A 26,322-nucleotide genomic window follows, 5' to 3' on the forward strand; every position below is an offset into this window, starting at 1 on the left:
TCTGTCAGGAGTCGGTGCGTCTGCCGGCCCTCTGGGCGGTGGGGTCTGCGGCGGGTGGGACAATCACAACCGCCTTTTCTGACAACAGTTTTCTCACAGGTGAATCCATGGCAGGTTTGAAAGCGGGCGCGCCCACGCCGCAGGCAATCACGGTGCACGAAGCATCACGGGTGCTCGAAGTGGGGTTCTCCGATGACGCCACGTTCCGCATTCCGTTTGAGCTGATGCGGGTGTATTCACCGTCGGCCGAAGTGCAGGGTCATGGCCCGGGCCAGGAAGTGCTGCAGACGGGCAAGCGGGAGGTCACGCTGGTCAACCTGGAGCCCGTGGGCAACTACGCGGTCAAGCCCACGTTCTCGGACGGCCACGACAGCGGCATCTTCACCTGGGACTACCTCTACGAACTGGGCCAGAAGCAGGACGCGCTGTGGACGCAGTACACCGAGCGCCTGGCCGCGGCGGGCGTGGACCGCGACGCGCCGATGGCGCCCAAGGGTGGTGCAGGCGGGCATGCCTGTGGCGGTCACTGAAGGGCAGCCCCTAAGCCCTTGTTGATCAATGTGCTATTGAAAGAAGAGCTGCCAGCGCAATATAGACAAGCGGTAGCGGCTGTTTTCTCTTTGATGGCGTTGTCCTAATTGCGACACAAGCCCCATTTCAGTGCGGGGTTGTCGCTGTACCTCTGGCGCTTGCGCGCCTAGCATGATTCTTATGAGCACCACACATTTTGGTTTTCAGTCGGTCGACGAGCAGGAAAAGGCGCGCCGCGTGCGTGGCGTGTTCGATTCGGTCGCCTCCAAATACGATGTGATGAACGACCTCATGTCGGCCGGCCTGCACCGCGCCTGGAAGGCCTACACCGTGATGGTGGCCAACCTCGGCGAGGGCAGCCAGGTGCTGGACATCGCGGGCGGCACGGGCGATCTCGCGCTGGCATTTTCGAAGAAGGTGGGCGCCACGGGGCGCGTGGTGCATACCGACATCAATGAAGCCATGCTGCGCGTGGGCCGCGACCGTCTCATCGATGCGGGCGTGGTGCTGCCCACGCTGGTCTGCGATGCCGAAAAGCTGCCGTTCCCGGATGCGCATTTCGACGTGGTGAGCGTGGCCTTCGGCCTGCGCAACATGACGCACAAGGACCAGGCCATCGCCGAGATGTGCCGCGTGCTCAAGCCCGGCGGCAAGTTGCTGGTGCTCGAATTTTCGAAGGTGGCCAAGCCGCTGGAAAAAGTGTACGACTGGTATTCGTTCAAGGTGCTGCCCCAGCTGGGCAAGCTGGTGGCGGGCGACGATGCCAGCTACCGCTACCTGGCGGAGTCCATCCGCATGCACCCGGGACAGGAAGAACTCAAAAGCCTCATGCAGAAAAATGGCTTTGGGCATGTGGACTATCACAACATGACGGGGGGAATCGTGGCCCTGCATGTTGGAATCAAGTGCTGAGTGAGCGTTTCGCTCGGTCATTAACGGAGACGGAGAAGTCATGATGAAACTGTGGTCTGTGGTGTTGGTCGCGATGCTGGCGTTTGCACACGCCGATGCCGACGCCCGGCGACTGGCTGGCGGCAAATCGGTGGGCAAGCAGTCGAGCAATGTGACGCAGCGCGAGTCGGCAACGCCGCCCGCAACGCCGGGGGCTCCGGCACAGAACGCGACCAATGCGGCAGGCGCCAAGCCGGCCACGGCGGGCGCGGCACCTGCCGCCGCGGCTGCGAAGAAGCCCTGGGGCGCGATGCTGGGTGGCCTGGCCGCGGGCCTGGGCCTGGCCTGGCTGGCCAGTTCGCTGGGCCTGGGCGCAGGGTTCGGCAATATTTTGATGATCGCGCTGCTGGCGCTGGCCGCGTTCGCCATCTTCAAGATGGTGATGCGCGCGCGCAGTGGCGCCAGCCAGGGCGGTGGTGCCGCTGGAGGCGCGCCGTTCGCCTTCCAGGGGGCAGGGGCCGCCTCGCCGGCGGCGGCGCAGGTGCCTCCGCAGTACAGCCCCAACAACGTGGGCAACGACGCCTCGGCGCGCCCCTGGGAGCGCAGCAGCATGGCGTTCGATGCCTCGCGCGCAGCGCAGGGCGGGGCCGGCACGGGTGTGGTCATCGGTTCGGGTCTGTCGGGCTCGCAGAACTGGGGCGTTCCGGCCGATTTCGACACCGAAGGGTTCCTGTCCGCCGCCAAGCGCAACTTCGTCACGCTGCAGGCCGCCTGGGACCGCTCGGACATCACCACGCTGCGTTCCATGATGACGGACAGCATGCTGGACGAGATCCGCACCCAGCTGACCGAGCGCGAAGCGCACCGCGGCGTGCAGCCCAACCACACGGACGTGGTCATGATCGAGGCCCAGTTGCTGGGCATCGAGGACCTGGGCGACGGCTACATGGCCAGCGTCGAGTTCTCCGGCATGATCCGCGAGGAACCCTCCGCGGGCCCGAGCCCGTTCCGCGAGGTCTGGAACATGACCAAGCCCAAGGCGGGCAGCAGCGGCTGGCTGGTGGCAGGGGTGCAGGCCCTGCAGTAATAAAGGAGATACCCCCATTTGGGGCTATCCCAGTTCAGGGAATAATCGGGGACTATGGCAACACCACAGTCCCCTTTTTCGTTTCTGGACGGCCTCTTCGAGCGTGTGGCCGCCGGCCCCCAACCTCCGCAGTGGCTGGTGCACGAGATGCAGCAGCGCATGGTGCTGTTCCTCAACCATGTCCTCATGCAGGAAAAGGAGGCCACCGACCGCCTGGTGCGCCAGAAGGGGCGCATCGCCCGCGTGCAGTGGCGCGCCTATTCGATGGCGCTTGTCATCACGCCCGCCGGCCTGTTCAACCTGGCGCCCGAGACCGCGGCGCCCGACCTGCGCCTTGAAGTGACCGAGAGCTCGCCGCTCACGCTCGCCCAGTCGGCCCTGCGGGGGGACAAGCCCTCCATCCGCATCGAAGGCGATGTGCAGCTGGCCGCCGAGATCAACTGGCTGGTCGACCATGTACGCTGGGATGTCGAGGAAGACCTCGCACGCGTGATCGGCGATGCCCCGGCGCACACGGTGGCGCAGGTTGCGCGCCGCGCCGCGCAGGCGCTGCGCCAGTTCGTGGGCGCGCGCGTGGCGCCGTCATCCTTTGCGGCCGTGCCCGTGCCCCCCATGCCGGCAGCGCCGGCCAGCGGCTCCGACCGGGCCGGCGCATGAAGCAATTCCTGCGGGGCGCCGCCATCCTCTGGGTGGGGTTCCGGTACGGCCTGGACGGCCTGGTGCTCGACAGCTTCCAGAAGCCCTGGCTGCGGCCGGTGTCGCGCATCCTGTCGTTCGGGCGCAACCTGGACGCCCCCCGGGGCCAGCGGCTTCGCTTGGCGCTGGAGCGGCTGGGGCCCATCTTCGTCAAGTTCGGCCAGGTGCTTTCGACCCGGCGCGACCTGCTGCCGCCCGACGTGGCCGACGAGCTCGCCCGGCTGCAGGACCGCGTGCCCCCGTTCGATCCCGAGGTGGCGATCGCCACCATCGAGCGGGCGTTCCGCAGGCCCGTGGATGAGGTCTTCACGTCCTTCGACCGCGTGCCGGTGGCCAGCGCCTCGATCGCGCAGGTGCACTTCGCCACGCTGCGCGACCGCCACGGCATCGAGCGCGAGGTGGCGGTCAAGGTGCTTCGCCCCGGCATGCTGCCGGTGATCGAGAAAGACCTGGGCCTCATGCGCATGATGGCCGGCTGGGTGGAGAACCTGTCGGCGGACGGCAAGCGCCTGAAGCCCCGCGAGGTGGTGGCCGAGTTCGACAACTACCTGCACGATGAGCTGGACCTGGTGCGCGAGGCCGCCAACGCCGCGCAGCTGCGCCGCAACATGCAGGGGCTGGACCTGGTGCTGATCCCCGAGATGTTCTGGGACTTCTGCCACCCCGAGGTCATGGTGATGCAGCGCATGAACGGCGTGCCCATCAGCCAGACGGAGCGCCTGCGTGATGCCGGGGTGGACATCCCCAAGCTGGCGCGCGACGGCGTCACGATCTTCTTCACCCAGGTGTTCCGCGACGGCTTCTTCCACGCCGACATGCACCCGGGCAACATCCAGGTGAGCCTGGACCCGGCGACCTTCGGGCGCTACATCTCGCTTGACTTCGGCATCGTGGGCACCCTCACCGAATCGGACAAGGAGTACCTCGCGCAGAACTTCGTGGCGTTCTTTCGCCGCGACTACAAGCGCGTGGCCGAACTGCACATCGAAAGCGGCTGGGTGCCGCCCGAAACGCGGGTCAACGATCTGGAATCGGCGATCCGCGCGGTGTGCGAGCCGTACTTCGACCGGCCGCTCAAGGAAATCTCGCTGGGCATGGTGCTGATGCGGCTCTTCCAGACCTCGCGCCGGTTCCATGTGGAAATCCAGCCCCAGCTCGTGCTCCTGCAAAAGACACTGCTCAACATCGAAGGCCTGGGCCGCGAGCTCGACCCTGAGCTGGACCTGTGGAGCACGGCCAAGCCCTTCCTGGAGAAGTGGATGCTCGAGCAGATGGGACCGCAGCGCGTGCTGCGCGAGCTGCGCGCCGAGGCGCCGCACTACGCCAAGCTGATTCCCGAGCTGCCCCGGCTGCTGTACGACTACCTGCGCCACAAGCCGCAGGACCATCGGCGCGAGCTGCTGGAACTGCTGGCCGCGCAAAAGCGCACCAACCGCCTGCTGCAGGGCATCATCTACGTGGGCGCGGGCTTCGTGCTGGGCCTGCTGTCGCTGATGCTGGTACAGCAGTTGCAAGTGCTTCTGCGTTTCCGGATTTTCTAGGTTTCCCTTCCCCACCCCTTCGCGACATCGAGGAGCATGCCGTGCTGTTGACCCTGGTCATTGTCTATCTGTTGATCACCATCGCCATCGGCCTGCTGGCAGCCCGGCGAGTCAAGAATGCCGCGGATTTCGCCATTGCAGGGCGCCATCTGCCGCTGTACATGATCATCACCACCACGTTTGCAACGTGGTTCGGCTCGGAAACGGTGCTGGGCATCCCGGCCAAATTCATCGAGGGCGGGCTGGGCAACGTGGTCGAAGACCCCTTCGGCGCCGGCTTCTGCCTGATCCTGGTGGGCCTGTTCTTCGCGGGCAAGCTCTACCGCATGACGCTGCTCACCATCAGCGACTACTACCGCGAGCGCTATGGCCGCACGGTGGAGATCGTCTGCTCCCTCATCATCATGCTCAGCTACCTGGGCTGGGTGTCTGCCCAGGTCACGGCGCTGGGGCTGGTGTTCAACCTGCTGTCGGCCGGCGCCATCAGCATCCCCGTGGGCATGACCATCGGCGTGGCCTCCATCCTGGCCTACACGCTGTTTGGCGGCATGTGGTCGGTGGCGGTGACCGACTTCATCCAGATGATCATCCTGGTGGTGGGGCTGGCCGTGATCGCGGTGTTCGCGGGCAACATGGCGGGCGGTGCCGGCAAGGTCATCGAGTTCGCCTCCAGCCGCGAGCTGTTTCGCTTCCTGCCCGAGCCCAAGTTCCATGACGTGGTGTTCTTCATCGCGGCGGGCGTCACCATGATGTTCGGCTCGATTCCGCAGCAGGACGTGTTCCAGCGCGTGATGTCGGCCAACAACATCGAGGCCGCCACGCGCGGCCCGGTGATCGGGGGCATCTGCTACATCCTGTTCGCCTTCGTGCCCATGTTCCTCGTGGCCAGCGCGCTGATCATCATGCCCGCCGAGACGGCCGAGCTGCTCAAGGACGACCCGCAGAAGGTGCTGCCCACGCTGGTGCTGTCCAAGATGCCCTTCGTGATGCAGGTGCTGTTCTTCGGCGCGCTGCTGTCGGCCCTCAAATCCACCGCGTCGGCCACGCTGCTGGCGCCCAGCGTCACGTTCACCGAGAACATCTGGCGCCAGTTCCGCCCGCACAGCTCGGACAGGCAGCACCTGCGCACCATGCGCGTCACCACGCTGGTGTTCAGTGCGCTCGTGCTGGCGTATGCCATCTACATGCAGGGCACGTCGATCTATGAGCTGGTGTCCGGCGCCTATCAGGTGCCGCTGGTGGGGGCCTTCGTGCCCCTGGTGTTTGGCCTGTACTGGAAGCGCGCCACGACGCAGGGCGCCATCTTCGCGATCGTGCTGGGCTTGCTGACCTGGCTGCTGTTCCTGGCCACGCCCGCGGGCGCGGTCTTCCCCGCCCAGCTGGCAGGGCTGCTGGCCGCGCTGGCGGGCATGCTGATCGGCTCGCTGGGCCCGCAGGCCATCCGCAACAGCCATGCGGCGCACCACAGGCTCGTCGGCACGGAGTGACACGGTGGCCGGGGGCATGCCGCCTATAATTGAGGGTTTTGCACTTTCCCTCAACACTCTGACATGCCTATCTACGCCTACAAATGCGGCTCCTGCGGCCATGCCAAGGATGTGCTGCAAAAAATCTCCGACGCGCCCCTGACGGTCTGCCCCGCCTGCGGCGCGCAGGCCTTTTCCAAGCAGGTGACCGCGGCGGGTTTCCAGCTCAAGGGCTCCGGCTGGTATGTGACGGATTTCCGCGGCGGCAACGGCGGGAATTCCGCCCCCGCCACCGCCACCGAGGCCAAGCCGGAGTCGAAGTCCGACGCGCCCGCTCCCGCCAGCACCGGAGATGCTCCTAAAAAAGAAGCATCCAGCGCAGCTGCACCAAGCGCTGGCGGCGGTTCAACCTCCACAACCCCTTCGTCGAACTGAGTACCTTCATGGCTGCCTTGCGCAAATGGCTGTTGACCGGCCTTCTGGTGATCGTGCCAGGGGTCATCACGGCGTGGGTGCTCAACTGGATCGTGAGCACGCTCGACCAGACCCTGCAGATCCTGCCGGGCGCATGGCACCCCGACAAGCTGCTGGGAATCCACATTCCCGGCTTCGGCGTGGTCCTCACGCTGCTCATCCTGCTGGTGGTGGGCGCCATCGCCAGCAACTTCGCGGGCCGCAAGCTCGTGCAGTGGGGCGATGCCCTGGTGCACCGCATCCCGGTCGTGCGCTCCATCTACTCCAGCGTCAAGCAGGTGTCGGACACGCTGTTCTCCGAAAGCGGCAACGCGTTTCGCAAGGCCGTGCTGGTGCAGTGGCCGCGCGAGGGTGTCTGGACCGTGGCCTTCGTCACCGGGGCGCCCAACGGCGAGGTGGCGGCCTACCTGCGCGACGAATTCGTGAGCGTGTACGTGCCCACCACGCCCAACCCCACGGGCGGGTATTTCGTGATGCTGCGCAAGAGCGACTGCGTCGAGCTCGACATGAGCGTGGACGCCGCCCTCAAATACATTGTTTCGATGGGCGTGGTCGCTCCGGCGGACCCGACGCTCGTTTCATCCAAGTAAGTAATCCCCTTAACGCGCCCCCTGGGCGCCGGAAGTTTCTGCCATGGCCATGCGTTCCCACTATTGCGGTCTTGTGACCGAAGCCCTGATGGGCCAAACCGTCACCCTGTCGGGCTGGGTGAACCGTCGCCGCGACCATGGCGGCGTGATCTTCATCGACCTGCGCGACCGCGAAGGCTACGTGCAGGTGGTGTGCGACCCGGACCGTGCCGACATGTTCAAGACCGCCGAAGATGTGCGCAACGAGTTCTGCGTGCAGGTCAAGGGGCTGGTGCGCCCCCGTCCCGACGGCACCACCAACGACAAGCTCAAGAGCGGCCAGATCGAAGTGCTGTGCCACGAGCTGAACGTGCTCAACCCCTCGGTCACGCCTCCGTTCCAGATGGACGACGAGAACCTGTCGGAGACCACCCGCCTCACGCACCGCGTGATGGACCTGCGCCGCCCGCACATGCAGCGCAACATGATGCTGCGCTACAAGACGGCCATCCAGGTGCGCAACTTCCTGGACAAGGAAGGCTTCATCGACATCGAGACGCCCATGCTGGGCAAGAGCACGCCCGAAGGCGCGCGCGATTACCTGGTCCCGAGCCGCGTGCACGATGGCCAGTTCTTCGCGCTGCCCCAGTCGCCCCAGCTGTACAAGCAGATGCTGATGGTGGCCGGCTATGACCGCTACTACCAGATCACCAAGTGCTTCCGCGACGAAGACCTGCGCGCCGACCGCCAGCCCGAGTTCACGCAGATCGACTGCGAGACCTCGTTCCTGGGCGAGGAAGAGATCCGCGCGATCTTCCAGCGCATGATCGCCGAGGTGTTCCAGACCCAGCTGGGCGTGGACCTGGGCGAGTTCCCCATCATGACCTACCAGGAGGCGGCTTTCCGCTTCGGCTCCGACAAGCCCGACCTGCGCGTGAAGCTCGAATTCACCGAGCTGACCGAAGTGATGAAGGACGTGGACTTCAAGGTGTTCTCCGCGCCCGCCACCACCAAGGGCGGCCGCGTGGTGGCCCTGCGCGTGCCGGGCGGCGCGCAGATCTCGCGCGGCGAGATCGACGCCTACACCGAGTTCGTGAAGATCTACGGCGCCAAGGGCCTGGCCTGGATCAAGGTCAACGAGGTGGCCAACGGCCGCGAAGGCCTGCAGTCCCCCATCGTCAAGAACCTGCACGACGCAGCCATCGCCGAGATCTTGAAGCGCACCGGCGCCCAGGATGGCGACCTGCTGTTCTTCGGTGCCGACAAGGAAAAGATCGTCAACGACTCCATCGGCGCACTGCGCCTGAAGGTCGGCCACAGCGACTTCGGCAAGAAGAACGGCCTGTTCGAAAGCCGTTGGGCACCGCTGTGGGTGGTGGACTTTCCGATGTTCGAGCATGACGAAGAGAACGACCGCTGGGCCGCCGTGCACCACCCCTTCACGTCGCCCAAGGATGGCCATGAGGACCTGATGGACACGGACCCTGGCAAGTGCATCGCCAAGGCCTACGACATGGTGCTCAACGGCTGGGAGCTGGGTGGCGGCTCGGTGCGTATCCACCGCGCCGATGTGCAAAAGAAGGTGTTCGATGCCCTCAAGATCACGCCCGAAGACGCACAGGCCAAGTTCGGCTACCTGCTGGACGCGCTGCAGTACGGCGCGCCTCCGCATGGTGGCCTCGCCTTCGGCCTGGACCGCCTGATCACGCTGATGACCGGCGCAGAGTCGATCCGCGACGTGATCGCCTTCCCCAAGACCCAGCGTGCGCAGGACCTGCTGACGCAGGCGCCTTCGCCGGTGGACGAAAAGCAGCTGCGCGAGCTGCACATCCGCCTGCGCAACCCCGACGCCATCAAGGCGGCCTGATCCGGGGCATCCGCCAGATCGATCTCGCAGATGCACTCCGGCGGCATCGCACCACAAAGCGGCAGGGGCCTCGGCCCCATGCCGCTTTTTTCTTGGCTGGTTCCCCAGCGTTGAAAGGAAGCCTTCCATGCGTTCCATGACGATCCCGGCCCTGCTGGCAGGGGTGTTGCTGCTGGCCCTGGCGGGCTGCGGCGAAAAGAAGACCGAACTGGGCCAGGGCGGCTCGGTGGTCACCGGTTCGGCCGGGCCCCAGGGCGCGCAGAACGCCGCCCGCGAGCTGGTCCGCTGCGAAGCACCCGTGGCCACGCTGGCGCTGGCCGAGAACCCCAACGGCTACACCGTGGGTTCGGGCTACCACCTGCCGGCATCCCCCGTGCCCCTGGTCAAGCTGCTGGCGCAGCAAAGCGGCTGCTTTCGGGTGGTGGACCGCTCGGCCGGCCTGCGCGGCACCATCCAGGAGCAGGACCTGAAGGACTCCGGCATCCTGCGCAAGAACAACTCCACCGTGGCCAAGGGCAAGGGCTATGAGGCGCAGTACACGCTCACCCCCAGCCTGACCTTCAGCGAGCAGGATGCGGGGCGCGGCCTGGCCGGGGTGATCGCGATGATTCCGGTGCTGCGCGACATTGCCGGCCTGGCCGGTCTGGTGGAGCAGGTCAAGTTCAAGGAGGCGCAGACGGCCCTGCTGCTGTCCGACAACGAAACCACCGAGCAGGTGGCCGCGGCCACCGGGGCGGCACGCACCACCGACCTGGGGGTGGGCGGGCTCGTGTTCGGCAAGCTCGGTGGCGCGGCGGGGGCGGGCTGGAGCAATACCAACGAGGGCAAGGTCATCGCCGCGGCGTTCCTGGATGCGCACAACCAGCTGGTGGTGCAGGTGCGTGCGCTGCAGGCCAAGGAATTGCCCCCGCCCGTGCCCACCACCGCCGCCGCCACGCGCTCCAGGGGCGGGTGAGGAGGGCGCCATGGTGGCAGCGCAGCGGCCCTGCAAGCTCCCGGAGTCGGTGCTGGTGGTGATCCACACCCCGGCGCTGGAGGTGCTGCTGATTCGCCGCGTGGGCGGCGAGGGGCACTGGCAGTCCGTCACCGGCAGCAAGGACCGCCTGGAGGAGCCTTTTGAGGAGACGGCCCGCCGCGAGGTGGCGGAGGAAACCGGCATCGATGCGCGGTCGCCCGGCTGCGTGCTGACCGATTGGGCGCTGGAGAACGTCTACGACATCTGGCCGCAGTGGCTGTACCGCTACGCGCCCGGCGTGGTGCGCAACCGGGAGCGGGTGTTCGGGCTGCGCGTGCCTTCAGGCACCCCGGTCGTGCTCAGCCCGCGCGAGCACGATGCGTTCCGGTGGCTACCCTGGCAGGCCGCCGCGGACGCCTGTTTTTCCGCGTCGAACGCCGAAGCCTGCCTGCTGTTGCCCCGGTTCGCCGGGCAGGCCTGAGGCTTGGAGGGCGCCAGGCGCGTCGCCGATGGCACCAGAGGGGCGCCCGTCCAGCGGCGTTCCCGGGATTTTCAGACCGGCCGCAGGCGCAGCGCGGCCGCGGGGTCGGGAGGCTCGGCGGGGTCGGGGGCCAGGCTGTCCTGGGGCGGCGACGGGATGCGGGTGGGCTCATCGCCGCCGCCGCGCACGCGCAGCACCACGCCGCCGGGCCGGCGTTCGCTGTCCTGCCCCAGGATCGCCCGCGTGGGCGCGGTGCCCACACGCGTGCGCAGCGCGTCGATGGCGTCCTGCAGAGTTTCGGGCGAGGCCATGCGCGCGCGGTGGCGCAGCAGCACCTGCTGGGACATGTCCACCAGCTTGGAGTTGAGCGTGTGCCCGGCCTGCTGCAGCAGGTGGTTCACGGCGCCCGCCGGGTCGCCGGCCAGGCTTTGTGCCATGGCGGCCTCGGCGGTCTTGTTGATCTGCACGAGGCAGTCGCGCACCATCTCCCCGTAAGGTGCGTGCAGGCCGCAGGCGTTGGCCAGCAGCTCGGTCAAGCCCCGTGTGTTGGCGTAGCGCATGCCCAGCGCGCGCACCCAGCCCTCGCCCTCGGACAGGTCGATCGAGGTGACCGCGAGCACGGCCAGCAGGCTGCCCAGGTTGCACGCGGCCTCGAAGTCGAAGCCGCTGGAGGTGATCTCGCCGGCCATGCCGCGCACGGATTCCACGGCCTGCGAGAACTGGCGCTGCTGGATGAGCTGCAGCGTGCGCGCCACCGCCGCGAAACGCCGGATGCGGGCGCTGGACTCGTGCCGCTCCAGGATGCGGCCAAAGTCGGCCATGCAGCGCTCGATGCCCTTGCGGTCGTTGTCGGCGAAGTACGAGAACGTGAGCAGCACCAGCGACTGGAAGTCGAACAGCTTGGAGTCGATGCCCAGCACGGCCGCCCGTGCCAGCACCTTGGTGGCGGTTTCGCGGTCGCCCATGTAGTACGACATCATCCCCAGCTTCTGCAGCCGCACCACCGAATCCGGCGTGAGGCCGCTGGCCGTGCGGTAGGTCTCGATGGCCTGCGAGAAGTTGCCCAGTTCCACCTGCGCGCGGCCCAGCACGTCGTAGGCGTCGGCGAAGGAGGCGTCCTCGCCGATCAGCTCCTGCAGCGTGGTGATGGCCCGCGCCGCCTGCCCGGATTCGATCTGCGCGCGTGCCACCCCGAGCTTGGCCCAGGGCAGGGCGCGGGCGGCGATCACGGCCTCGAACAGCGTGCGGGCCTCGTCGTGGCGGGACAGGCGCAGCAGCAGTTCGGAGCCGATGCGCGCGGCATACAGCCAGTAGGGCTGGCGCGATTCGAAGCGCTCCACGCACAGCTGCGCGGCACGCTCGAAATCCTCGGCCTCGATGGCGTCGAAGATCGGGCGCAGATGGATCTTGCGCAGGCGCGCCAGGCTCAGGCGCTCGAAGAGCGCGCTGGGCGTGAAGGGCTTGAGCAGATAGCCGTCGAGCGCGGACTCGGCGGCCTCGGCCACGGCGGCGTACGAGGCCTCGGACGTGACCATGAAGAACACGGTGGAGAAGGGCAACAGCTGCGCGCGCCGCAGGTCGTCCAGCAGGGTCTGGCCCGAATAGCCCGATTCGCCGAAATACTGCTCGCACAGTACGTAGTCGAACACCGTGTGCTCCAGCCGGCTGCGCGCATCCTGCACCCGGGTGCACTGCACGATGCGGGTCACGCCGTACTCGCGCAACTGGCCCACGAGGATGCTGCGGGAAGTGGCATTGCTGTCGACGATCAGCGCCAGCACCGCAGGCGCGGCGGATGGGTCGTTCTCGGTAGCCATCAGGGTGTGTGCCGGCCCGCCACGGCGGGGGAGTGGAGTGCAACCAAGTGTAAGCCGCCGCCGCGGCTTTCAGCGTCGGGCAAACCCGCAGCCAGTGCGGCTTGCGACACAATCAGGACATGGAACACGACGATATTCTGCGGGTGGCCACCTACAACATTCACAAGGGCGTGCAGGGCATCGGGCCCGCGCGCCGGCTGGAGATCCACAACCTGGGCCTGGCGGTGGAGCAGCTCGACGCCGACATCGTCTGCCTGCAGGAGGTGCGCAAGCTCCACCGGCGCGAGGCGACCTATTTTCAGCGCTGGCCCGAACTGCCCCAGGCCGAGTTCCTCGCGCCCGAGGGCTACGAGGCCGTGTACCGCACCAACGCCACCACCAAACACGGAGAACATGGCAACGCCCTGCTGTCGCGCTGGCCCGTGATCGGGCACCAGCACGAAGACATCTCGGACCACCGCTTCGAGCAGCGCGGGCTCTTGCATGTCGAGGTGGATGCCCACGGGCGGCGCATCCACGTGATCGTGGTGCATCTGGGGCTCATTCCCGGCAGCCGCATCCGCCAGATCGAACGCCTGCAGCGCTTCATCGAGCGCGAGGTGCCGTCCGGCGCGCCCGTCGTGGTGGCCGGGGATTTCAATGACTGGGGCCAGCAGGTCAAGCGCATGCTGGCCGGCTTTGCGCTGCACGAGTTCGACGCGCCGCGCACCTTCACCTACCCGGCGCGGCTGCCGCTGGCGCAGCTGGACCATGTGTACGTGCGCGGCCTCACGCCGCTGTCGCTGCATGTGCCGCGCGGCCGCATCTGGTGGCGCATGTCCGACCACCTCCCGCTGATCGCCGAGTTCAGGCTATGACCCCCGTTGTGCCGTTCGCGGCGCCTTCCTCCCTGGAAGGGGCGACGCCCCCGCCGGGCGACGGGCTTCCGAAATGAGAAGAAAGCCTTTCGCGCGGGCCCATGGGGCAGGATTTTCCGACGACCACCAGGTGCGCCTGCTGCAAGGGGCCGAGGAGCTTTTTCCCGCGCTGATCCAGGCCATGGACGCCGCCCTGTCGGACATCCAGTTCGAGACCTACATCTTCGACTTCACCGGCGCGGGCGCCGCCGTGGCCGAGGCCCTGATGCGCGCGGCGCAGCGCGGCGTGCGCACGCAGCTGGTGGTGGATGGCGTGGGCACGGGCGCCTTGCCCCACGGCTGGGCGCAGCGCCTGCAGGCGGCCGGCGTGCAGTACCGCGTGTATTCGCCGCTCGGCCCCCTGGGCCTGCTGCTGCCACACCGGTGGCGGCGGCTGCACCGCAAGCTGTGCGTGGTGGACGGCTGCATGCTGTTTTGCGGCGGCATCAACGTGCTGGACGACTTCCACGACCCCAACCACGGCGCGCTGGAGGCGCCGCGCTTTGACTTCGCGGTGCAGGCCACGGGCAGCCTGGTGGCATCGGCCAGCGAGACCATGGACCAGCTGTGGTGGCGCATGCAGGCGGTGCGCGACGCGCGCCAGCGCCGCCTGCCCGAGGCCCTGCAGGCCTTGCGCGCCGCCAGCGCGGCCAAGCATGCGCTGCAGGCCGCCGAGGCCGGCCCGCCCATGCGCGCCGCGCTGGTGCTGCGCGACAACGTGCGCAACCGCAGCCGCATCGAAAAGGCCTACCGCCGCGCCATCGGCGCCGCGCGGCACGAAGTCATCATCGCCAACGCCTATTTCATGCCCGGCGGCAAGCTGCGCCGCGCGCTGGTGATGGCGGCGCGCCGGGGCGTGCGGGTGCGCCTGCTGCTGCAAGGGCGCTACGAGTACTTCATGCAGTACCACGCGGCACGGCCCGTGTATGGCGCGCTGCTGGAGGCCGGGGTGGAGATCCACGAATACGCGCCCAGCTTCCTGCACGCCAAGGTGGCCGTGATCGACGCGATGGGCGACAGGCCCTGGGCCACGGTGGGCTCGTCCAACCTCGACCCCTTGAGCCTGCTGCTGGCGCGCGAGGCCAACGTGGTGGTGGAGGACGCAGCCTTTGCCACCGACCTGCGCCAGCGCCTGGTGCATGCGATGCAGCATGCCGGCCGGCGCATGGACCCGGCGCGCTACGCGGGCCGCCCGCTGCGCCAGCGCGTGCTGGACCGCATTGCCTTCGGCCTCATGCGGCTGGCGCTGTGGATCACCGGAAAAAGCTATTGAGCCCCCCTGAGCGGCTGCGCCGCTTTCCCCCCGGGGACGCCACCCCGCGGCCCGGCAAAGCCGCTTCCACGGTGGCACTGGCGTGGGGCGGCGCCGTTGGCAAGTATTGCTATGAATAGAATAGCTGTTGGCGCTTTGCCATCAAGCGGTGGAGGCCAAAAACCTTTGAAATCTGCGGTGTGTCAATCGCTGTTACGATTCTGGCCATGTCCAGCCAACCCGCCGCCGATATGACGTCCACCCCGCCGGATGATGAAGGCACGCCTGTCTCCGTCAAGATCCGAGAGCGCCTTGCCGCTGCCCGCAAGCGTTTTCATGCCAATGACAACATCGCCGAGTTCATCGAGCCCGGCGAGCTGGAGAAGCTGCTCGACGAGGTCGAGGTCAAGATGCAGGGCGTGCTCGACAGCATGGTGATCAACACCGAAGGCGACCACAACACCAACAACACCGCGCGCCGCGTGGCCAAGATGTACCTCAACGAGGTGTTCAAGGGCCGCTACGTGGCGCAGCCGGCCATCACGGAATTCCCGAACGCCGAGCACCTGAACGAGCTCATGATCGTGGGCCCCATCACCGTGCGCAGCGCCTGCAGCCACCATTTCTGCCCGGTGATCGGCAAGATCTGGATCGGCGTGATGCCCAACGAACACACCAACGTGATCGGCCTGTCCAAGTACGCGCGCCTGGTGGACTGGGTCATGGGCCGCCCGCAGATCCAGGAAGAGGCCGTGGTGCAGCTGGCCGACCTCATCATGGAAAAGACTCAGCCCGACGGCCTGGCCATCGTGATGGAGGCCAGCCACTTCTGCATGTCCTGGCGCGGCGTGCGCGAGATGGACAGCAAGATGATCAACTCCGTGATGCGTGGCGTGTTCCTCAAAGATTCGGCGCTGCGCCGCGAATTTCTGTCCCTCATCCCTGGAAGGAACTGACCATGCTCGTACGCCTGCTCTATGCCAGCCGCGCGGTGGACACTTCGCCCGCCGCCATCGAAGCCATCCTGACGCAGTCGCGCCAGCACAACCCGGGCTGCGGCATCACCGGGGTGCTGTGCTACGGCGGCGGCGTGTTCCTTCAGGCCATCGAAGGCGGGCGCTCCGCGGTGAGCGACCTGTACGGCCACATCCAGAAGGACCCGCGCCACAAGAACGTGGAGCTGCTGCACTACGAAGAAATCGCCGAACGCCGCTTCGGTGGCTGGACCATGGGGCAGGTGAACCTGTCCAAGATCAACCACTCCATCCTGCTCAAGTACTCGGAGAAGCCCGAGCTGGACCCCTATGCCGTGTCGGGCAAGGTGTCGTTCGCGCTGCTCGAAGAACTGATGGCCACGGCCTCCATCATCGGCAGAGCCTGAAAGGCGGGGTGTTTTGCTGCTGCGCGGCCACATCCCGGGCCTGCGGTACTCGCCGCACGGGGGTGCGGCTGCGTTCCTCCACCCAGGCTGAGACCGCTCGCTACACAAGTCACCCCACTTTTTTCGCTGATGCTCTGGCCTCGTTGTTTCGGCCGCAGCCCACCCGGCTTTGCGGCTTTTTGCATTCAGGCCGCTCTTCTTTTCATCCGTGACCCTTACCGCCTTCGCCCTCATCATCCTCGCCGGCCTCATCCACGCGTGCTGGAACATCGTGGCCAAGAAGGCCGGAGGCGATTCGCGGTTCGCGTTCTTCACCTCGGTGATCATGATGGTCATCTGGGCGCCGTTGGGCTGGTACCTGGGGCGCGATGCCGTGCCGCTGTGGGGGGCCACGGAGTGGGCCTTCGTCGCGGCCAGCGGGCTGCTGCACGTGGGCTACTTCGTCATCCTGCTGCGCGGCTACAGCAAGGCCGATCTCACCGTCGTTTACCCGCTGGCGCGCGGTTCCGGGCCGCTGCTGTCGTCGCTGGTGGCGGTGACGGTCCTTGGCGAGCGCATCTCGGCGCTGGGCGTGGCCGGCATCGCCGGCGTGGTGGGCGGGGTGTTCCTGATCGCGGGCGGCCCGGGCCTGCTGCGCGCCGCGCACGACCCTGCCGCCCGGGCGCGCGTGCACAAGGGCATGCTCTACGGCCTGCTCACGGGCGCCTTCATCGCCAGCTACACCGTGGTGGATGGCTATGCGGTCAAGATCCTGCTGATGTCCCCCATCCTGGTGGACTACATGGGCAACTTCGTGCGCGTGGGCTTGCTCGCGCCCGTGGTGCTGCGCGACCTGCCCACGGCCCGTGCGCTGTGGCTGGCGCAGTGGCGCTTCGCGCTGCTGGTGGCGGCGGTGAGCCCCGTGGCCTACGTGCTGGTGCTGTACGCGATGCGCGAGGCGCCCATGTCCCACGTGGCGCCCGCGCGCGAGGTGTCCATGCTGTTCGCGGCGCTCATCGGCGGCCACCTGCTGGGCGAGGGCGACCGTGTGGCGCGCATTTTTGGCGCGCTGTGCATTGCCGCGGGTGTCACCGCCCTGGCGCTGGGGTAGGCCGTCATGGCGGAGCCCATCCGTCCCCTGCTGCTGGGCTGCGATTTCTCCAGCAGCCCCACGCGGCGCAAGCCCGTCGTGCTGGCGCTGGGCCAGCGCCAGGGCGCGCGGGTGCAGCTCGCCGCGCTGGAGCGCTTTGACACGCTGGCCGCGCTGGGCGAGTGGCTCGCCCGGCCGGGCGATTGGGTGGGCGGCTTCGACCTGCCCTTCGGCCTGCCGCGCGAGCTGGTGCGGGCGCTGGGCTGGCCGGTGCAGTGGCGCGCCTGCATGCAGCACTACCGCGGCCTCAGCCGCGCGCAGATCCGCGACCAGTTCGCCGCGTTCTGCGACGCACGCCCCGTGGGCGGCAAGTTCGCGCACCGCGCCACCGACGGGCCCGCGGGCTCCAGCCCGTCGATGAAATGGGTGAACCCGCCCGTGGCCTACATGCTGCACGCGGGCCTGCCGCTGCTGCTGGACGCCGGTGTCCACCTGCCGGGCCTGCACGGCGGAGACCCGCGCCGCGTGGCGCTGGAAGCCTACCCGGGGCTGCTGGCGCGCGAAGTGCTGCAGCGGCGCAGCTACAAGAGCGACGACCGCGCCAAGCACACGCCCGACCGGCTCATTGCCCGCAAGGACCTCGTGAATGCGCTGGAGATGGGCCAGACCCGGCTGGGCCTGCGCCTGAAGCTCAGCCACGCGCAGCGCGATGTGCTGGTGGACGACGCGAGCGGCGACAGCCTGGACGCCGTGCTGTGCCTGCTGCAGGCCGCCTGGGCCCAGCAGCGCCATGCAGAGGGCGACGCGCTCTACGGCCTGCCGCCCGGGCTGGACCCGCTCGAAGGCTGGATCGTGACCGCCGATGCCGCCGATATTGCCGCTTTTCCGGGCATCGGTCCGGCGCACGGTGCGTAGCATGGGCGGAACCCACGCCTGATATCTTCACCACCCCCATGCCGGTTGTCGCCCGCTCCCTGCTTGCCCTCGCCCTGCTGGCACTGCTGATGCCGCCCGCACAGGCCGCCCCCGCGCCCTGGTACTACTGGCGCAGCATGGTGGATGGCGCACGCGTCTGCGCGCAAGCCTCGCCGGGCCATGGCTGGCAGCGCGACAGCGCCGCCTACGAAGGCCCTGGCTGCCAGCCGCGCCGCAAAGTGCTCATCGTGCCCATGCGGTGACGTGCCGCACGGTGGGTGGTGGACAGGCTGCTGTTATAAAAAACATAGCTATCAGCGCTTGTTGCATAAGCGCTAGCAGTCAAAAGTGCTTGCAATCATGTGCATGCATTCGATAATGGCATGCATGACTGAATTGATTCTGATCCGCCACGGCGAGACCGACTGGAACCGCGAACTGCGCTTCCAGGGCCACGTGGATGTGCCCCTCAACGCCACCGGCCACGAACAGGCCCGCCGCCTCGCCGAACGCCTGGCCGCGGAACAGATCGTGGTGGACCACCTGGTCTGCAGCGACCTCATCCGCACGCAGCAGACCGCCACGCCCAGCCTGCAGGTGCTGTTCCCGGAACTGCGCATCGACACCCTCACCGACAGCAGCCTGCGCGAGCAGAGCTTCGGCGTGGTGGACGGCAAGCGCGTGGACGACATCAAGATCGAACACGCCGATGCCTGGACCCAGTGGCTGCGCTTCGAAGCCGACTACGGCATGCCCGGCGGCGAGACCACGCGCCAGTTCCACACCCGCGTGATGGACGCCGTGCGCCGCATCGCGCTGCGGCACACGGGGAAAAAAGTCATGGTGGTCACCCACGGCGGCGTGCTCGACATGATCTGGCGCACCGCCCGCGGCACGGGCCTGGACGGCCCGCGCCAGAGCGACATCCCCAACGCCGGCCTGAACCGCGTGCGGGTGGATGGCGATGTGGTGGAGGTGCTGGACTGGGCCGATGTGCGGCACCTGGCGGATCTGCCGGCGCAGCCGGTGTATGACCAGACGAAGCTGCTGGTGAGATAGCCTGGCGGCAGGCACAGGGGAGGGCGGGCCGCGCCCGCGCCTGCTTCTATCGCCGGGCTCCGCTATCCCTGGTGTGGCAGCAGCAGCCCCAGGGCGCCATTGACCACCCCCACCTGCCGCGCGAGCCGCACCGACTCCGGCTGCGCATTGGCCATCGGCTGCAGCAGGTTCTGCACCGCCGCCCACTGCCCGTTGCGCTGCAGCGCATCCAGCCAGATCTGGTGGAACAAATCCCGCTGCGCGTGGCTGCCGCCGATCTCCAGCAGCCGTGGCAATGCCAGGCCCAGCTGCTCCGCCGCCGTGGCCCAGTCGCCTTGCGCATGCGCCAGCAGGCCGCGCGCGGCGGGCTCGCACACCTGCTTCCACACGGTGCGTTCATGTGCCTCGGTGCGCGTGGCGGCGTGGGCCTCGATGTTGCGCAGCAGCGTGCGTGCCGCCTCCGTGCGGCCCGCGCGGGCCAGGCCGTAGAGATACTGCAGGTCCAGGAACGGCAGTACATGGTCGGACAGGCGCAGTGCCAGGTGGCCGGCCACGTCGGCCCAGCGGTGGCCCACATCCACGCCCGCCAGTTCCAGCCGCGCCAGCAGCGAGACGGCGTTGATCTGGTCCTGCGTGTATTCCTTGACCACGCCCCACACCTGGCTGTCGTACAGCGCCAGCACCTCGGCGTGCCGGTCCTGCTCTAGCAGGAAGAGTGCCTGGTGCCACCAGTTGTGCGTGACCATGAAGGAGTTGAGCCCCGTCCAGGTGTCGCTCACGCCGGCCATGAAGTCCGCGCCTTCGCCGATGCGCCCCTGTGTCAGCATCACGTGTGCGAGGGCATGGTGGGCCCAGGGTTCCTTGCGGCACAGGCGCACCGCATGGCGCGCGGCGGCTTCCGCTTCGGTGAGCCGGTGGCACTGCTCCCAGCCAAAGGCCAGCATGCCGTGCAGGTAGGGCACGTCGGCGGCAGCGGGCAGGGCATGCAGCGCCAGGCGCAGCATGCCGGGGGAGTCGCCGCGGTTGAACAAGTGGTATTGGCCGAGCTTGAGGGAGGCCAGGTCGCGCGGGAACAGGCGGGCCTGCTCCTCGTGCAGCGCGATGGCGCGCGGCAGGTCGCCGTGAACCCAGGCGGCGACGGCGGCCACGAAGCGCTGTTCGCGCTCGCTCGCCGCAGGGGCATGGGCGAGCGCCCGGTCGATGAAGGGGCGTGCGTTGCCCGGCGCCTGCGCCGATTCGGCGAACATGTGCAGTGCCGCGCAGCAGGCCTGCACGATGGCGCTGGGGTCGCCGGCGGCCTGCAGCACGTTCACCGCGCGGGCCTCGCAGGCGATGAAGCCTTCCACGAAGTCATTCAACGCCGCCGCGCTGCCCGGCTCGCGCAGGGTGGCGGTGTTGCCCAGGCTGTCGGTCAGTGCGTGCGCGGCGGTGGATGGCATGGGGGCATTGTTGGGCGGCAGGGCTCAGCCGCCCTTGATCAGCGTCAGATAGGCCTTGCGTGTCTCGGCCGATACGGAGGCCACCAGCTGCTCATGCGGCGTCTGGTGGCGCGCCAGCATGCGGGCCGTGGCAACGGTCTTGGACTTGCAGAACCAGTGGCAGGTGTGCTGCATCAGGAACAGCTCCGCCGTCATCATGTAGGCCCGGTCCTTGGGCGACAGGTGGCTGGTGTTCTGCACCACATGGGTGATGCCGCGTGCATGGATCGCCAGGGCCCGCCGCATGTCGAAGGTGAACGCCGGCAGGATCTTCTCGGCGAAGGGGATGGCCATCGCGAGGCGGCTGACCCGCGCGTCGGCGTCGCTCACCTTGGCGAAGTCCGCGGCGAAGCGGCTGAACTGCTCGCTCAGCTGCTGTTCGGTGGTGCTCAGCAGGCTCCAGATCTGGCTGCGGCGCTCGTCGGTGCTTTCACCCAGGGCCCGCAGGTAGCCGTCTGTGAGCGCTTCCATCAGCTTTTCGATCTGGTAGTGGGCCAGATGGTTGCCCAGCAGCACGATGCGCTTGCGCTGCTCCTTGGCGTTGAGCATGAAGGTGCCGGTGGCGATGAGGATCGCCAGGATGAGGATGTCCATGCGGTGATTCGTTGAAGTGGTGCGTGTCGTGGTGGCCCGGGGCGCAGGCCAGCCCGGAGGGGGCGCCGCACGCGGGGCGTGCGTGTTGCCAACCCCTAGGTTACCAACATCCACCCCGCCGGGCCCTCGGGGTTAAGCCGCAGGCGGCAGCGGCCAGGCCTTTTGCGGCTCGCGGATCAGCTCGAACGCATGGGCCACCTGCAGCACGCCCAGGTCGTCGAAGCGCGCGCCGGCGATCTGCAGGCCGATGGGCAGGCCGCTGGCGGTGTAGCCGCAGTTGACCGAGGCCGCCGGCTGTTCGGACATGTTGAACGGCACGGTGAAGCCGATGTGCTCGAGCGGGCGCAGCGGGTCGTTGGTGGGCGAGGGCAGTTCGGCCTGGAAGGCGGCCATCGGCGCCACGGGCGAGATCACGTAGTCGAACGCGCTGCAGGCCTTGACCGTATTCACGCGCGTGAGGTGGAACTGGTGGCTGGCGTTGAAGACCTCGGTGCCGCTCATGCTGGCGGCGCTGTCGGCCCAGGTGCGGATATAGGGCAGCACCTTGTCGCGCTGCTGCGCGGGCAGGGCCTTCAGGTCGATGTGGGAGCGCATGCGCCAGAAGTGGTCCATGCCGTCGAGCATGGCCTGGGTCATGAAGGGCAGCATGGGCACGATGGTGGCGCCAGCGGCCTCCATCAGGCGGGCTGCGCGTTCCACGGCGGCCTTCACTTCGGGTTCCACCGGCAGGCCGCAGCCCGCGTCCAGCAGCAGGCCGATGCGCAGGCCGCGCAGGCGCTCCACGCCCTTGTTGAACTGGCTCCAGGAGATGTCCTGCGCTGGCAGGCTCATGCTGTCGCGCGCGTCCGGCTGGCTGAGTACCTGCATCATCAGCGCGGCGTCGGCCACCGTGCGGGTCATGGGGCCGGCGGCACGGCCGGTGTAGGGCGGGTCGATGGGGATGCGGCCCAGGCTGGGTTTCAGGCTGAAGATGCCGCACCAGCTGGCGGGCAGGCGCAGCGAGCCGCCGATGTCGGTGCCGATGTGCAGCGGGCCGTAGCCTGCGGCAGCGGCGGCGCCACCACCGGCGCTGGAGCCGCCGGGGCCTTTGCGGGTGTCCCACGGGTTGCGCGAGAGCGGGTGGAAGGTGGACAGGCCCGAGGACAACATGCCGTAGTCGGGCATGGTGGTCTTGGCCACGATGACGGCACCGGCCTCGCGCATGCGGGCGGCGGGCGGCGCATCGGCAGCGGCAGGCACCAGCTCCACGGCTGCAGTGCCCAGAGGTGTCGGGTCGCCTTGCGTGGCGATGTTTTCCTTGATGGTGCTGGGCACGCCGTCCAGCGCGCCCATGGGCTCGCCCCGCAGCCAGCGCGCTTCGGACGCACGGGCTTGCGCCAGGGCTGCTTCGGGACGCAGCAGGTAGGTGGCGCGGATGTGTGGTTCCCAGCGCTCGATGTGGGCCAGCACGGCCTGCGTGACCTCGACGGGCGACAGCGTGCGCTGGCGGTAGGCGACCAGGAGGTCGTGGGCGGGCAGGTCGTGCAAGGCAGTCATGTCGGGAGTTTTACAAGTAAAAAAGGCTGCTACCGCCTATTGGTAAAGCGCTAAAAGCTATTGTTTTAGGAGCAATCTGCTCCCGCAGGTTTTAGTGATCCATGGCGCCGCGCGCTACCCGCAGCCCCTGAAACTGGCGCGGCCCAAGCGCGGGCAGCCGAGCAAGGGCCGCCCCGCAGCGAGGGCTGCGTCCCCCTGCCCACATCGCGCAGCGATGTGAGAGCGGGGGGAAGGCCCGCAGGGCCTCAGGGGGGTGTCCCATCTCAGGACCAGGACAGCGATGAGATGTCGTTCACGAACACGGGCATGTCTTTCCACAGGCCCTTGAGGTTCTTGTTGGCCACCGTGATCCACTGGTTGGAGTACAGGAACGCGTGCACTGCATCGTTGGCCAGCAGGCGTTGTGCGTCACCCAGCAGGCGGGCACGGTCGGCGGGGCGGGCAGCGTTCTTGATCTGGTTGAACAGCTCGTTGAACTTGGGCGAGTTGTAGGCCCAGTAGTAGTCGGGCTTGGCGAAGTTGCCCAGATCGAACGGCTCCACGTGGCTGATGATGGTCAGGTCGTAGTTCTTGCTGCCATAGGTGCCGCTGAGCCACTGCGCCCATTCCACGTTCTGGATCTTGGCGATGATGCCGACCTTGGCCAGTTGCGCTGCGACCACCTCGCCGCCCTGGCGGGCGTAGGGAGTGGGCGGCAACGTCAGGGTCAGTTCCAGCGGTGTCTTGACACCAGCTTCGGCCAGCAGCTTCTTGGCTTTCTCGGGGTCGTAGGGGTTCACGCCCGTGGTGTCCACATAGCCGAATGCGCCGGGCACGTAGTGGCTGCCGATGGGCGCGCCGTAGCCATCGCCCGCGCCTTCGATCACGGCCTTGCGGTCCACGGCGGCGGCGATGGCGCGGCGCACGCGCACGTCGTCCAGCGGCTTCTTGCCGTTGTTGATCGCCAGGATGGTCTTGGCGCGCGAGCCGCTGACCACCACCTGGAACTTGGGGTTGCCCTTGAACTGCGGCACGCTGCGGGGCGTGACGCGGGGGAACGCATCCACGTCGCCAGCCAGCAGGGCGGCCACCTGGGCGGCGGGGTCGGAGATGAAGCGGAACGTGGCGCGCTTGATCTTGAGCGCCTTGGCATCGCGGAAACCGTCCCACGCCGTCAGCACCACCGAGGAGCCCTTGTTCCAGGCCTGGAGCTGGTAGGGGCCGGTGCCCACGGGCTTGTTGGCGTTGGTGTCGGCGCTCTTGGGCTCGACAATGATCGACGTGGCCTGGCCCAGGATGAACAGCAGGTCGGGGTCGATGTCCTTGTTGAGCAGCACGACGGTGTAGTCGTCCACCACCTGGGTGGTCAGGCCCGCAAAGGTGCGCTTGTCTTTGTTGGTGCTCTTTTCGCCGCCAGCGCGGTCGTAGGAGAACTTCACGGCGGCGGCATTGAAGGGCTCACCATTCTGGAACTTCACGCCCCGGCGCAACTTGAAGGTGTAGGTCTTGAGGTCGGGTGAGACCTCCCAGCTCTCGGCCAGCAGCGGCGACACGCTGCCGTCGGCGTTGATCTTGGTGAGCGTCTCGAAGATGTTGTACTGCACGATCTCGGCGATGGCCGATGCGGCGCCGGCCGTGGGGTCCAGGCCCGGGGGTTCGAGCGTCATGGCCAGCACCACGGCGTCTTTGCGGCCCTGCGCCAGGGCGCCGAGCGAGGTGGACAGGGGCACGGCGGCGATGGCGCCAGTGGCTAGGACGGTACGGCGGTTCAGCATGTTCGGACTCTCCAGACAAAAAAACCAGACGAAAGCCCCGGTGTCATTTCAATTTGTTACCGGGGAGCACAAAAGCTTTTTACACCATCGCGTGCGCATTTGGTTATGCGGTTTTTGCGGTGGCCGTGGCAGCGGCCGCCGCGGCGCGGCGTGCGCGCGCCCGGCCGGGCTGCACCTGCGGCACGGCGCCCACCAGCGACTGGGTGTAGGGGTGCTGCGCGTTGCGGAACAGTTCAGCCGGCGAGCCGCGTTCGACGATGCGGCCCTGGTACAGCACCACGACTTCATCGCACAGATGGTTGACCACCGCCAGGTCGTGGCTGATGAGCATGTACGTGATGCCGAACTCCTGCTGCAGGTCCTGCATGAGGTTCAGCACCTGGGCCTGCACGGACACGTCGAGCGCGCTCACGGGCTCGTCGGCGACGATGAGGCGCGGGCGCGTGATGAGCGCGCGCGCGATGGCGATGCGCTGGCGCTGCCCGCCCGAGAATTCATGCGGGTACTTGGAGAGGTCGTTGGTGCGCAGGCCCACCTGGGCCAGCACCTGGCCGGCCTGCTCGCGCTGGGCGGCGCGGCTGGTTTCACCCTGGGCCTGCAGGGGCTCGGTCACGATGCGCTCCACCGTCTGGCGCGGATCGAGCGAGCCGTAGGGGTCCTGGAAGACCATCTGGAAGTCGCGCCGCGCGTGGCGCAGCTGCTCTGCGGGCAACTGGTGCAGGTTGCGGCCCTGCAGCTCGACGGTGCCGGAGGTCGGCGTGTCCAGCGCCATCACCAGGCGGGCCAGGGTGGATTTGCCCGAGCCCGATTCGCCGACGATGCCCAGGCTGCGGCCTGCAGCCACCGAAAAGCTCACGCCGTTGAGTGCATGCACCTTGCCCGGGGGCTGGAACAGATGTTCCCGCGGCAGCGTGTATTCACGCACCAGGTCTTTCACCTGCAGCAGGGGGGCGTTGGAAAGGGACGCCAGGGGGGTCATGCGGTCACCTCGACAATGTTCACCGCCTGGGCACTCTGGGCCTCGGCGATGGCTTCGCGGCGCAGGCAGCGCACCGCGTGGTCGCCATCGGCATCGGTGGCCACCAGCGTGGCTTCGGGCCGATCGTGGTGGCAGGCATCCACGGTGTAGCTGCAGCGCCCGGCGAAAGGGCAGCCGGCCGGCAGGTCCACGAGTTCCGGCACGGTGCCGGGGATGGTGGACAGGCGCGGGCGCTGGCCAGGTGCATGCACGGCGCCCAGATGGGGCCGTGCCGCGAACAGTCCGCGTGTGTAGGGGTGGGCCATGGCGGAGAAGACCGAAGCGGTGGAGCCGCTCTCGACCACGCTGCCGCCATACATCACCATCATGCGGTCCACGTTCTGCGAGATCACGCCGAGGTCGTGCGAGATGAGGATCAGCGCCATGTTGCGCTCGGCCACGAGGTCGCTGATGAGGTCCAGGATCTGCTGCTGGATGGTCACGTCCAGCGCGGTGGTGGGCTCGTCGGCGATCAGCAGGTCGGGCCCGCAGGCCAAGGCCATCGCAATGGTGATGCGCTGGCGCTGGCCGCCCGAGAACTGGTGGGGGTAGGCATCGAAGCGCTGCGCGGCGTGGGGGATGCCCACGCGGTCGAGCAGCGCCAGGGCCTCCGCGCGCGCGGCCGAAGCGCTCATGCCACGGTGCAGACGCAAGGGCTCGGCCACCTGGCGGCCAATGGTGTGCACGGGGTTCAGGGCTGTCATGGGCTCCTGGAACACCATGCCGATGCGGTTGCCGCGCATCTTGCACATCTGCGCATCGGTGCGGCGCACCAGCTCCTGGCCATCAAAGCGGATGCTGCCCGTGACCTGCGCGCTGTCGGGCAGCAGGCCCATGAGCGACATGGCGGTGATGGACTTGCCGCAGCCCGACTCGCCGATCAGGCCCAGGGTTTCTCCGCGCGCCAGCGAAAAGCTCACGCCGCGCACGGCGTCGGCGGGGCCTCGGTGCGTCTGCAGGCGGATGCGGAGGTTGGAGACTTCTAACAGAGACATCGTGGGATTCTGGTGGTCTGC

26 protein-coding genes are annotated in these 26,322 nt (G+C 67.8%); 19 read left to right on the plus strand and 7 right to left on the minus strand.

Translation table 11 applies throughout. From position 1 onward, the window contains the following. The first annotated feature begins 107 nt into the window (after positions 1 to 107). The 11 genes from KW843_RS02470 (at position 108) to nudB (ending at position 10,558) form a co-directional block, all read left to right on the plus strand. On the plus strand, positions 108 to 530 hold the full coding sequence (locus KW843_RS02470; RefSeq protein ID WP_218293497.1) for a gamma-butyrobetaine hydroxylase-like domain-containing protein: 423 nt from the start codon (positions 108 to 110) through the stop codon (positions 528 to 530). 181 nt (positions 531 to 711) lie between these two features. Further along, positions 712 to 1,443, plus strand: a complete 732-nt coding sequence (gene ubiE / locus KW843_RS02475; RefSeq protein ID WP_218293498.1) for a bifunctional demethylmenaquinone methyltransferase/2-methoxy-6-polyprenyl-1,4-benzoquinol methylase UbiE — start codon at positions 712 to 714, stop codon at positions 1,441 to 1,443. A gap of 40 nt (positions 1,444 to 1,483) precedes the next feature. Next, a complete protein-coding gene (locus KW843_RS02480; protein ID WP_218293499.1) occupies positions 1,484 to 2,509 on the plus strand; it encodes a Tim44 domain-containing protein in 1,026 nt (341 codons plus the stop codon). Between the two features lie 54 nt (positions 2,510 to 2,563). Continuing rightward, on the plus strand, positions 2,564 to 3,166 hold the full coding sequence (locus tag KW843_RS02485) for a hypothetical protein (RefSeq protein WP_218293500.1): 603 nt from the start codon (positions 2,564 to 2,566) through the stop codon (positions 3,164 to 3,166). Next, the gene (gene ubiB, locus KW843_RS02490; protein WP_218293501.1) at positions 3,163 to 4,746 is read left to right on the plus strand and encodes a ubiquinone biosynthesis regulatory protein kinase UbiB; all 1,584 of its coding nucleotides are present in this window, start codon (positions 3,163 to 3,165) and stop codon (positions 4,744 to 4,746) included. The genes KW843_RS02485 and ubiB overlap by 4 nt, the downstream gene beginning before the upstream one ends. 41 nt (positions 4,747 to 4,787) lie before the next feature. Continuing rightward, a complete protein-coding gene (locus KW843_RS02495; RefSeq protein ID WP_218293502.1) occupies positions 4,788 to 6,233 on the plus strand; it encodes a sodium:solute symporter family protein in 1,446 nt (481 codons plus the stop codon). A gap of 63 nt (positions 6,234 to 6,296) precedes the next feature. Continuing rightward, complete coding sequence (locus KW843_RS02500; protein ID WP_218293503.1) at positions 6,297 to 6,647, plus strand: FmdB family zinc ribbon protein; 351 nt, start codon at positions 6,297 to 6,299, stop codon at positions 6,645 to 6,647. An 8-nt stretch (positions 6,648 to 6,655) separates the two neighbouring features. Then, positions 6,656 to 7,276: a DUF502 domain-containing protein gene (locus KW843_RS02505; RefSeq protein ID WP_218293504.1), complete on the plus strand. Its 621-nt coding sequence runs from the start codon at positions 6,656 to 6,658 to the stop codon at positions 7,274 to 7,276. A 43-nt stretch (positions 7,277 to 7,319) separates the two neighbouring features. Further along, the gene (aspS, locus tag KW843_RS02510; RefSeq protein WP_218293505.1) at positions 7,320 to 9,122 is read left to right on the plus strand and encodes an aspartate--tRNA ligase; all 1,803 of its coding nucleotides are present in this window, start codon (positions 7,320 to 7,322) and stop codon (positions 9,120 to 9,122) included. A 136-nt stretch (positions 9,123 to 9,258) separates the two neighbouring features. Then, entirely contained in the window at positions 9,259 to 10,077 is an 819-nt protein-coding gene (locus tag KW843_RS02515) for a CsgG/HfaB family protein (protein ID WP_370627873.1), read from the plus strand. A 10-nt stretch (positions 10,078 to 10,087) separates the two neighbouring features. Then, entirely contained in the window at positions 10,088 to 10,558 is a 471-nt protein-coding gene (nudB, locus tag KW843_RS02520; protein WP_218293507.1) for a dihydroneopterin triphosphate diphosphatase, read from the plus strand. A gap of 71 nt (positions 10,559 to 10,629) precedes the next feature. Here the strand turns inward: nudB and KW843_RS02525 are convergent, their stop codons facing one another. After that, positions 10,630 to 12,375 (minus strand): tetratricopeptide repeat protein, encoded by a 1,746-nt coding sequence (locus KW843_RS02525; protein WP_218293508.1) that lies wholly within the window; start codon positions 12,373 to 12,375, stop codon positions 10,630 to 10,632. A 119-nt stretch (positions 12,376 to 12,494) separates the two neighbouring features. Between KW843_RS02525 and KW843_RS02530 the strand changes: the two genes are divergently transcribed. From KW843_RS02530 to KW843_RS02565, 8 genes are all read left to right on the plus strand, one after another. Beyond that, a complete protein-coding gene (locus KW843_RS02530) occupies positions 12,495 to 13,232 on the plus strand; it encodes an endonuclease/exonuclease/phosphatase family protein (RefSeq protein ID WP_218293509.1) in 738 nt (245 codons plus the stop codon). Between the two features lie 73 nt (positions 13,233 to 13,305). Beyond that, positions 13,306 to 14,544: a cardiolipin synthase ClsB gene (gene clsB, locus KW843_RS02535; RefSeq protein ID WP_218293510.1), complete on the plus strand. Its 1,239-nt coding sequence runs from the start codon at positions 13,306 to 13,308 to the stop codon at positions 14,542 to 14,544. A 206-nt stretch (positions 14,545 to 14,750) separates the two neighbouring features. After that, positions 14,751 to 15,479: a GTP cyclohydrolase I gene (folE, locus tag KW843_RS02540; protein WP_218293511.1), complete on the plus strand. Its 729-nt coding sequence runs from the start codon at positions 14,751 to 14,753 to the stop codon at positions 15,477 to 15,479. Positions 15,480 to 15,481: 2 nt separating this feature from the next. Continuing rightward, positions 15,482 to 15,904 carry a BLUF domain-containing protein gene (locus KW843_RS02545; protein ID WP_010461918.1) on the plus strand — a complete coding sequence of 141 codons (423 nt, stop codon included), beginning with the start codon at positions 15,482 to 15,484 and terminating at the stop codon, positions 15,902 to 15,904. A gap of 208 nt (positions 15,905 to 16,112) precedes the next feature. Further along, positions 16,113 to 16,994 (plus strand): DMT family transporter, encoded by an 882-nt coding sequence (locus KW843_RS02550; RefSeq protein WP_218293512.1) that lies wholly within the window; start codon positions 16,113 to 16,115, stop codon positions 16,992 to 16,994. Between the two features lie 6 nt (positions 16,995 to 17,000). Next, the gene (locus KW843_RS02555) at positions 17,001 to 17,888 is read left to right on the plus strand and encodes a DUF429 domain-containing protein (RefSeq protein ID WP_218293513.1); all 888 of its coding nucleotides are present in this window, start codon (positions 17,001 to 17,003) and stop codon (positions 17,886 to 17,888) included. Between the two features lie 38 nt (positions 17,889 to 17,926). Then, positions 17,927 to 18,151: a hypothetical protein gene (locus tag KW843_RS02560; protein WP_218293514.1), complete on the plus strand. Its 225-nt coding sequence runs from the start codon at positions 17,927 to 17,929 to the stop codon at positions 18,149 to 18,151. Positions 18,152 to 18,275: 124 nt separating this feature from the next. Then, the gene (locus tag KW843_RS02565) at positions 18,276 to 18,947 is read left to right on the plus strand and encodes a histidine phosphatase family protein (RefSeq protein WP_218293515.1); all 672 of its coding nucleotides are present in this window, start codon (positions 18,276 to 18,278) and stop codon (positions 18,945 to 18,947) included. 62 nt (positions 18,948 to 19,009) lie between these two features. Here KW843_RS02565 and KW843_RS02570 read toward each other — a convergent pair whose 3' ends face one another. From KW843_RS02570 to KW843_RS02595, 6 genes are all read right to left on the minus strand, one after another. Next, positions 19,010 to 20,365 carry a tetratricopeptide repeat protein gene (locus KW843_RS02570; RefSeq protein ID WP_218293516.1) on the minus strand — a complete coding sequence of 452 codons (1,356 nt, stop codon included), beginning with the start codon at positions 20,363 to 20,365 and terminating at the stop codon, positions 19,010 to 19,012. 24 nt (positions 20,366 to 20,389) lie between these two features. Then, positions 20,390 to 20,998, minus strand: coding sequence for a hypothetical protein (locus tag KW843_RS02575; RefSeq protein ID WP_218293517.1), 609 nt, complete (start codon positions 20,996 to 20,998; stop codon positions 20,390 to 20,392). Between the two features lie 132 nt (positions 20,999 to 21,130). Continuing rightward, the gene (locus KW843_RS02580; RefSeq protein ID WP_218293518.1) at positions 21,131 to 22,534 is read right to left on the minus strand and encodes an amidase; all 1,404 of its coding nucleotides are present in this window, start codon (positions 22,532 to 22,534) and stop codon (positions 21,131 to 21,133) included. A 263-nt stretch (positions 22,535 to 22,797) separates the two neighbouring features. Continuing rightward, the gene (locus KW843_RS02585) at positions 22,798 to 24,288 is read right to left on the minus strand and encodes an ABC transporter substrate-binding protein (protein WP_218293519.1); all 1,491 of its coding nucleotides are present in this window, start codon (positions 24,286 to 24,288) and stop codon (positions 22,798 to 22,800) included. Between the two features lie 103 nt (positions 24,289 to 24,391). Continuing rightward, positions 24,392 to 25,267 carry an ATP-binding cassette domain-containing protein gene (locus KW843_RS02590; RefSeq protein ID WP_218293520.1) on the minus strand — a complete coding sequence of 292 codons (876 nt, stop codon included), beginning with the start codon at positions 25,265 to 25,267 and terminating at the stop codon, positions 24,392 to 24,394. Then, positions 25,264 to 26,301 carry an ABC transporter ATP-binding protein gene (locus tag KW843_RS02595; protein ID WP_218293521.1) on the minus strand — a complete coding sequence of 346 codons (1,038 nt, stop codon included), beginning with the start codon at positions 26,299 to 26,301 and terminating at the stop codon, positions 25,264 to 25,266. The genes KW843_RS02590 and KW843_RS02595 overlap by 4 nt, the downstream gene beginning before the upstream one ends. Positions 26,302 to 26,322 lie beyond the last annotated feature (21 nt).

The sequence above is a fragment of the Acidovorax sp. sif1233 genome (genome assembly GCF_019218755.1).
GTDB lineage: Bacteria > Pseudomonadota > Gammaproteobacteria > Burkholderiales > Burkholderiaceae_C > Acidovorax.

What these genes read in the sequence shown, in the direction of transcription:
- KW843_RS02470 (WP_218293497.1), top strand. Translation starts at nt 108, where the DNA reads ATGGCAGGTTTGAAAGCGGGCGCGCCCACGCCGCAGGCAATCACGGTG.
- ubiE (WP_218293498.1), top strand. Translation starts at nt 712, where the DNA reads ATGAGCACCACACATTTTGGTTTTCAGTCGGTCGACGAGCAGGAAAAG.
- KW843_RS02480 (WP_218293499.1), top strand. Translation starts at nt 1,484, where the DNA reads ATGATGAAACTGTGGTCTGTGGTGTTGGTCGCGATGCTGGCGTTTGCA.
- KW843_RS02485 (WP_218293500.1), top strand. Translation starts at nt 2,564, where the DNA reads ATGGCAACACCACAGTCCCCTTTTTCGTTTCTGGACGGCCTCTTCGAG.
- ubiB (WP_218293501.1), top strand. Translation starts at nt 3,163, where the DNA reads ATGAAGCAATTCCTGCGGGGCGCCGCCATCCTCTGGGTGGGGTTCCGG.
- KW843_RS02500 (WP_218293503.1), top strand. Translation starts at nt 6,297, where the DNA reads ATGCCTATCTACGCCTACAAATGCGGCTCCTGCGGCCATGCCAAGGAT.
- KW843_RS02505 (WP_218293504.1), top strand. Translation starts at nt 6,656, where the DNA reads ATGGCTGCCTTGCGCAAATGGCTGTTGACCGGCCTTCTGGTGATCGTG.
- aspS (WP_218293505.1), top strand. Translation starts at nt 7,320, where the DNA reads ATGGCCATGCGTTCCCACTATTGCGGTCTTGTGACCGAAGCCCTGATG.
- KW843_RS02515 (WP_370627873.1), top strand. Translation starts at nt 9,259, where the DNA reads ATGACGATCCCGGCCCTGCTGGCAGGGGTGTTGCTGCTGGCCCTGGCG.
- nudB (WP_218293507.1), top strand. Translation starts at nt 10,088, where the DNA reads ATGGTGGCAGCGCAGCGGCCCTGCAAGCTCCCGGAGTCGGTGCTGGTG.
- KW843_RS02525 (WP_218293508.1), bottom strand. Translation starts at nt 12,375, where the DNA reads ATGGCTACCGAGAACGACCCATCCGCCGCGCCTGCGGTGCTGGCGCTG.
- KW843_RS02530 (WP_218293509.1), top strand. Translation starts at nt 12,495, where the DNA reads ATGGAACACGACGATATTCTGCGGGTGGCCACCTACAACATTCACAAG.
- clsB (WP_218293510.1), top strand. Translation starts at nt 13,306, where the DNA reads ATGAGAAGAAAGCCTTTCGCGCGGGCCCATGGGGCAGGATTTTCCGAC.
- folE (WP_218293511.1), top strand. Translation starts at nt 14,751, where the DNA reads ATGTCCAGCCAACCCGCCGCCGATATGACGTCCACCCCGCCGGATGAT.
- KW843_RS02545 (WP_010461918.1), top strand. Translation starts at nt 15,482, where the DNA reads ATGCTCGTACGCCTGCTCTATGCCAGCCGCGCGGTGGACACTTCGCCC.
- KW843_RS02555 (WP_218293513.1), top strand. Translation starts at nt 17,001, where the DNA reads ATGGCGGAGCCCATCCGTCCCCTGCTGCTGGGCTGCGATTTCTCCAGC.
- KW843_RS02560 (WP_218293514.1), top strand. Translation starts at nt 17,927, where the DNA reads ATGCCGGTTGTCGCCCGCTCCCTGCTTGCCCTCGCCCTGCTGGCACTG.
- KW843_RS02565 (WP_218293515.1), top strand. Translation starts at nt 18,276, where the DNA reads ATGACTGAATTGATTCTGATCCGCCACGGCGAGACCGACTGGAACCGC.
- KW843_RS02570 (WP_218293516.1), bottom strand. Translation starts at nt 20,365, where the DNA reads ATGCCATCCACCGCCGCGCACGCACTGACCGACAGCCTGGGCAACACC.
- KW843_RS02575 (WP_218293517.1), bottom strand. Translation starts at nt 20,998, where the DNA reads ATGGACATCCTCATCCTGGCGATCCTCATCGCCACCGGCACCTTCATG.
- KW843_RS02580 (WP_218293518.1), bottom strand. Translation starts at nt 22,534, where the DNA reads ATGACTGCCTTGCACGACCTGCCCGCCCACGACCTCCTGGTCGCCTAC.
- KW843_RS02585 (WP_218293519.1), bottom strand. Translation starts at nt 24,288, where the DNA reads ATGCTGAACCGCCGTACCGTCCTAGCCACTGGCGCCATCGCCGCCGTG.
- KW843_RS02590 (WP_218293520.1), bottom strand. Translation starts at nt 25,267, where the DNA reads ATGACCCCCCTGGCGTCCCTTTCCAACGCCCCCCTGCTGCAGGTGAAA.
- KW843_RS02595 (WP_218293521.1), bottom strand. Translation starts at nt 26,301, where the DNA reads ATGTCTCTGTTAGAAGTCTCCAACCTCCGCATCCGCCTGCAGACGCAC.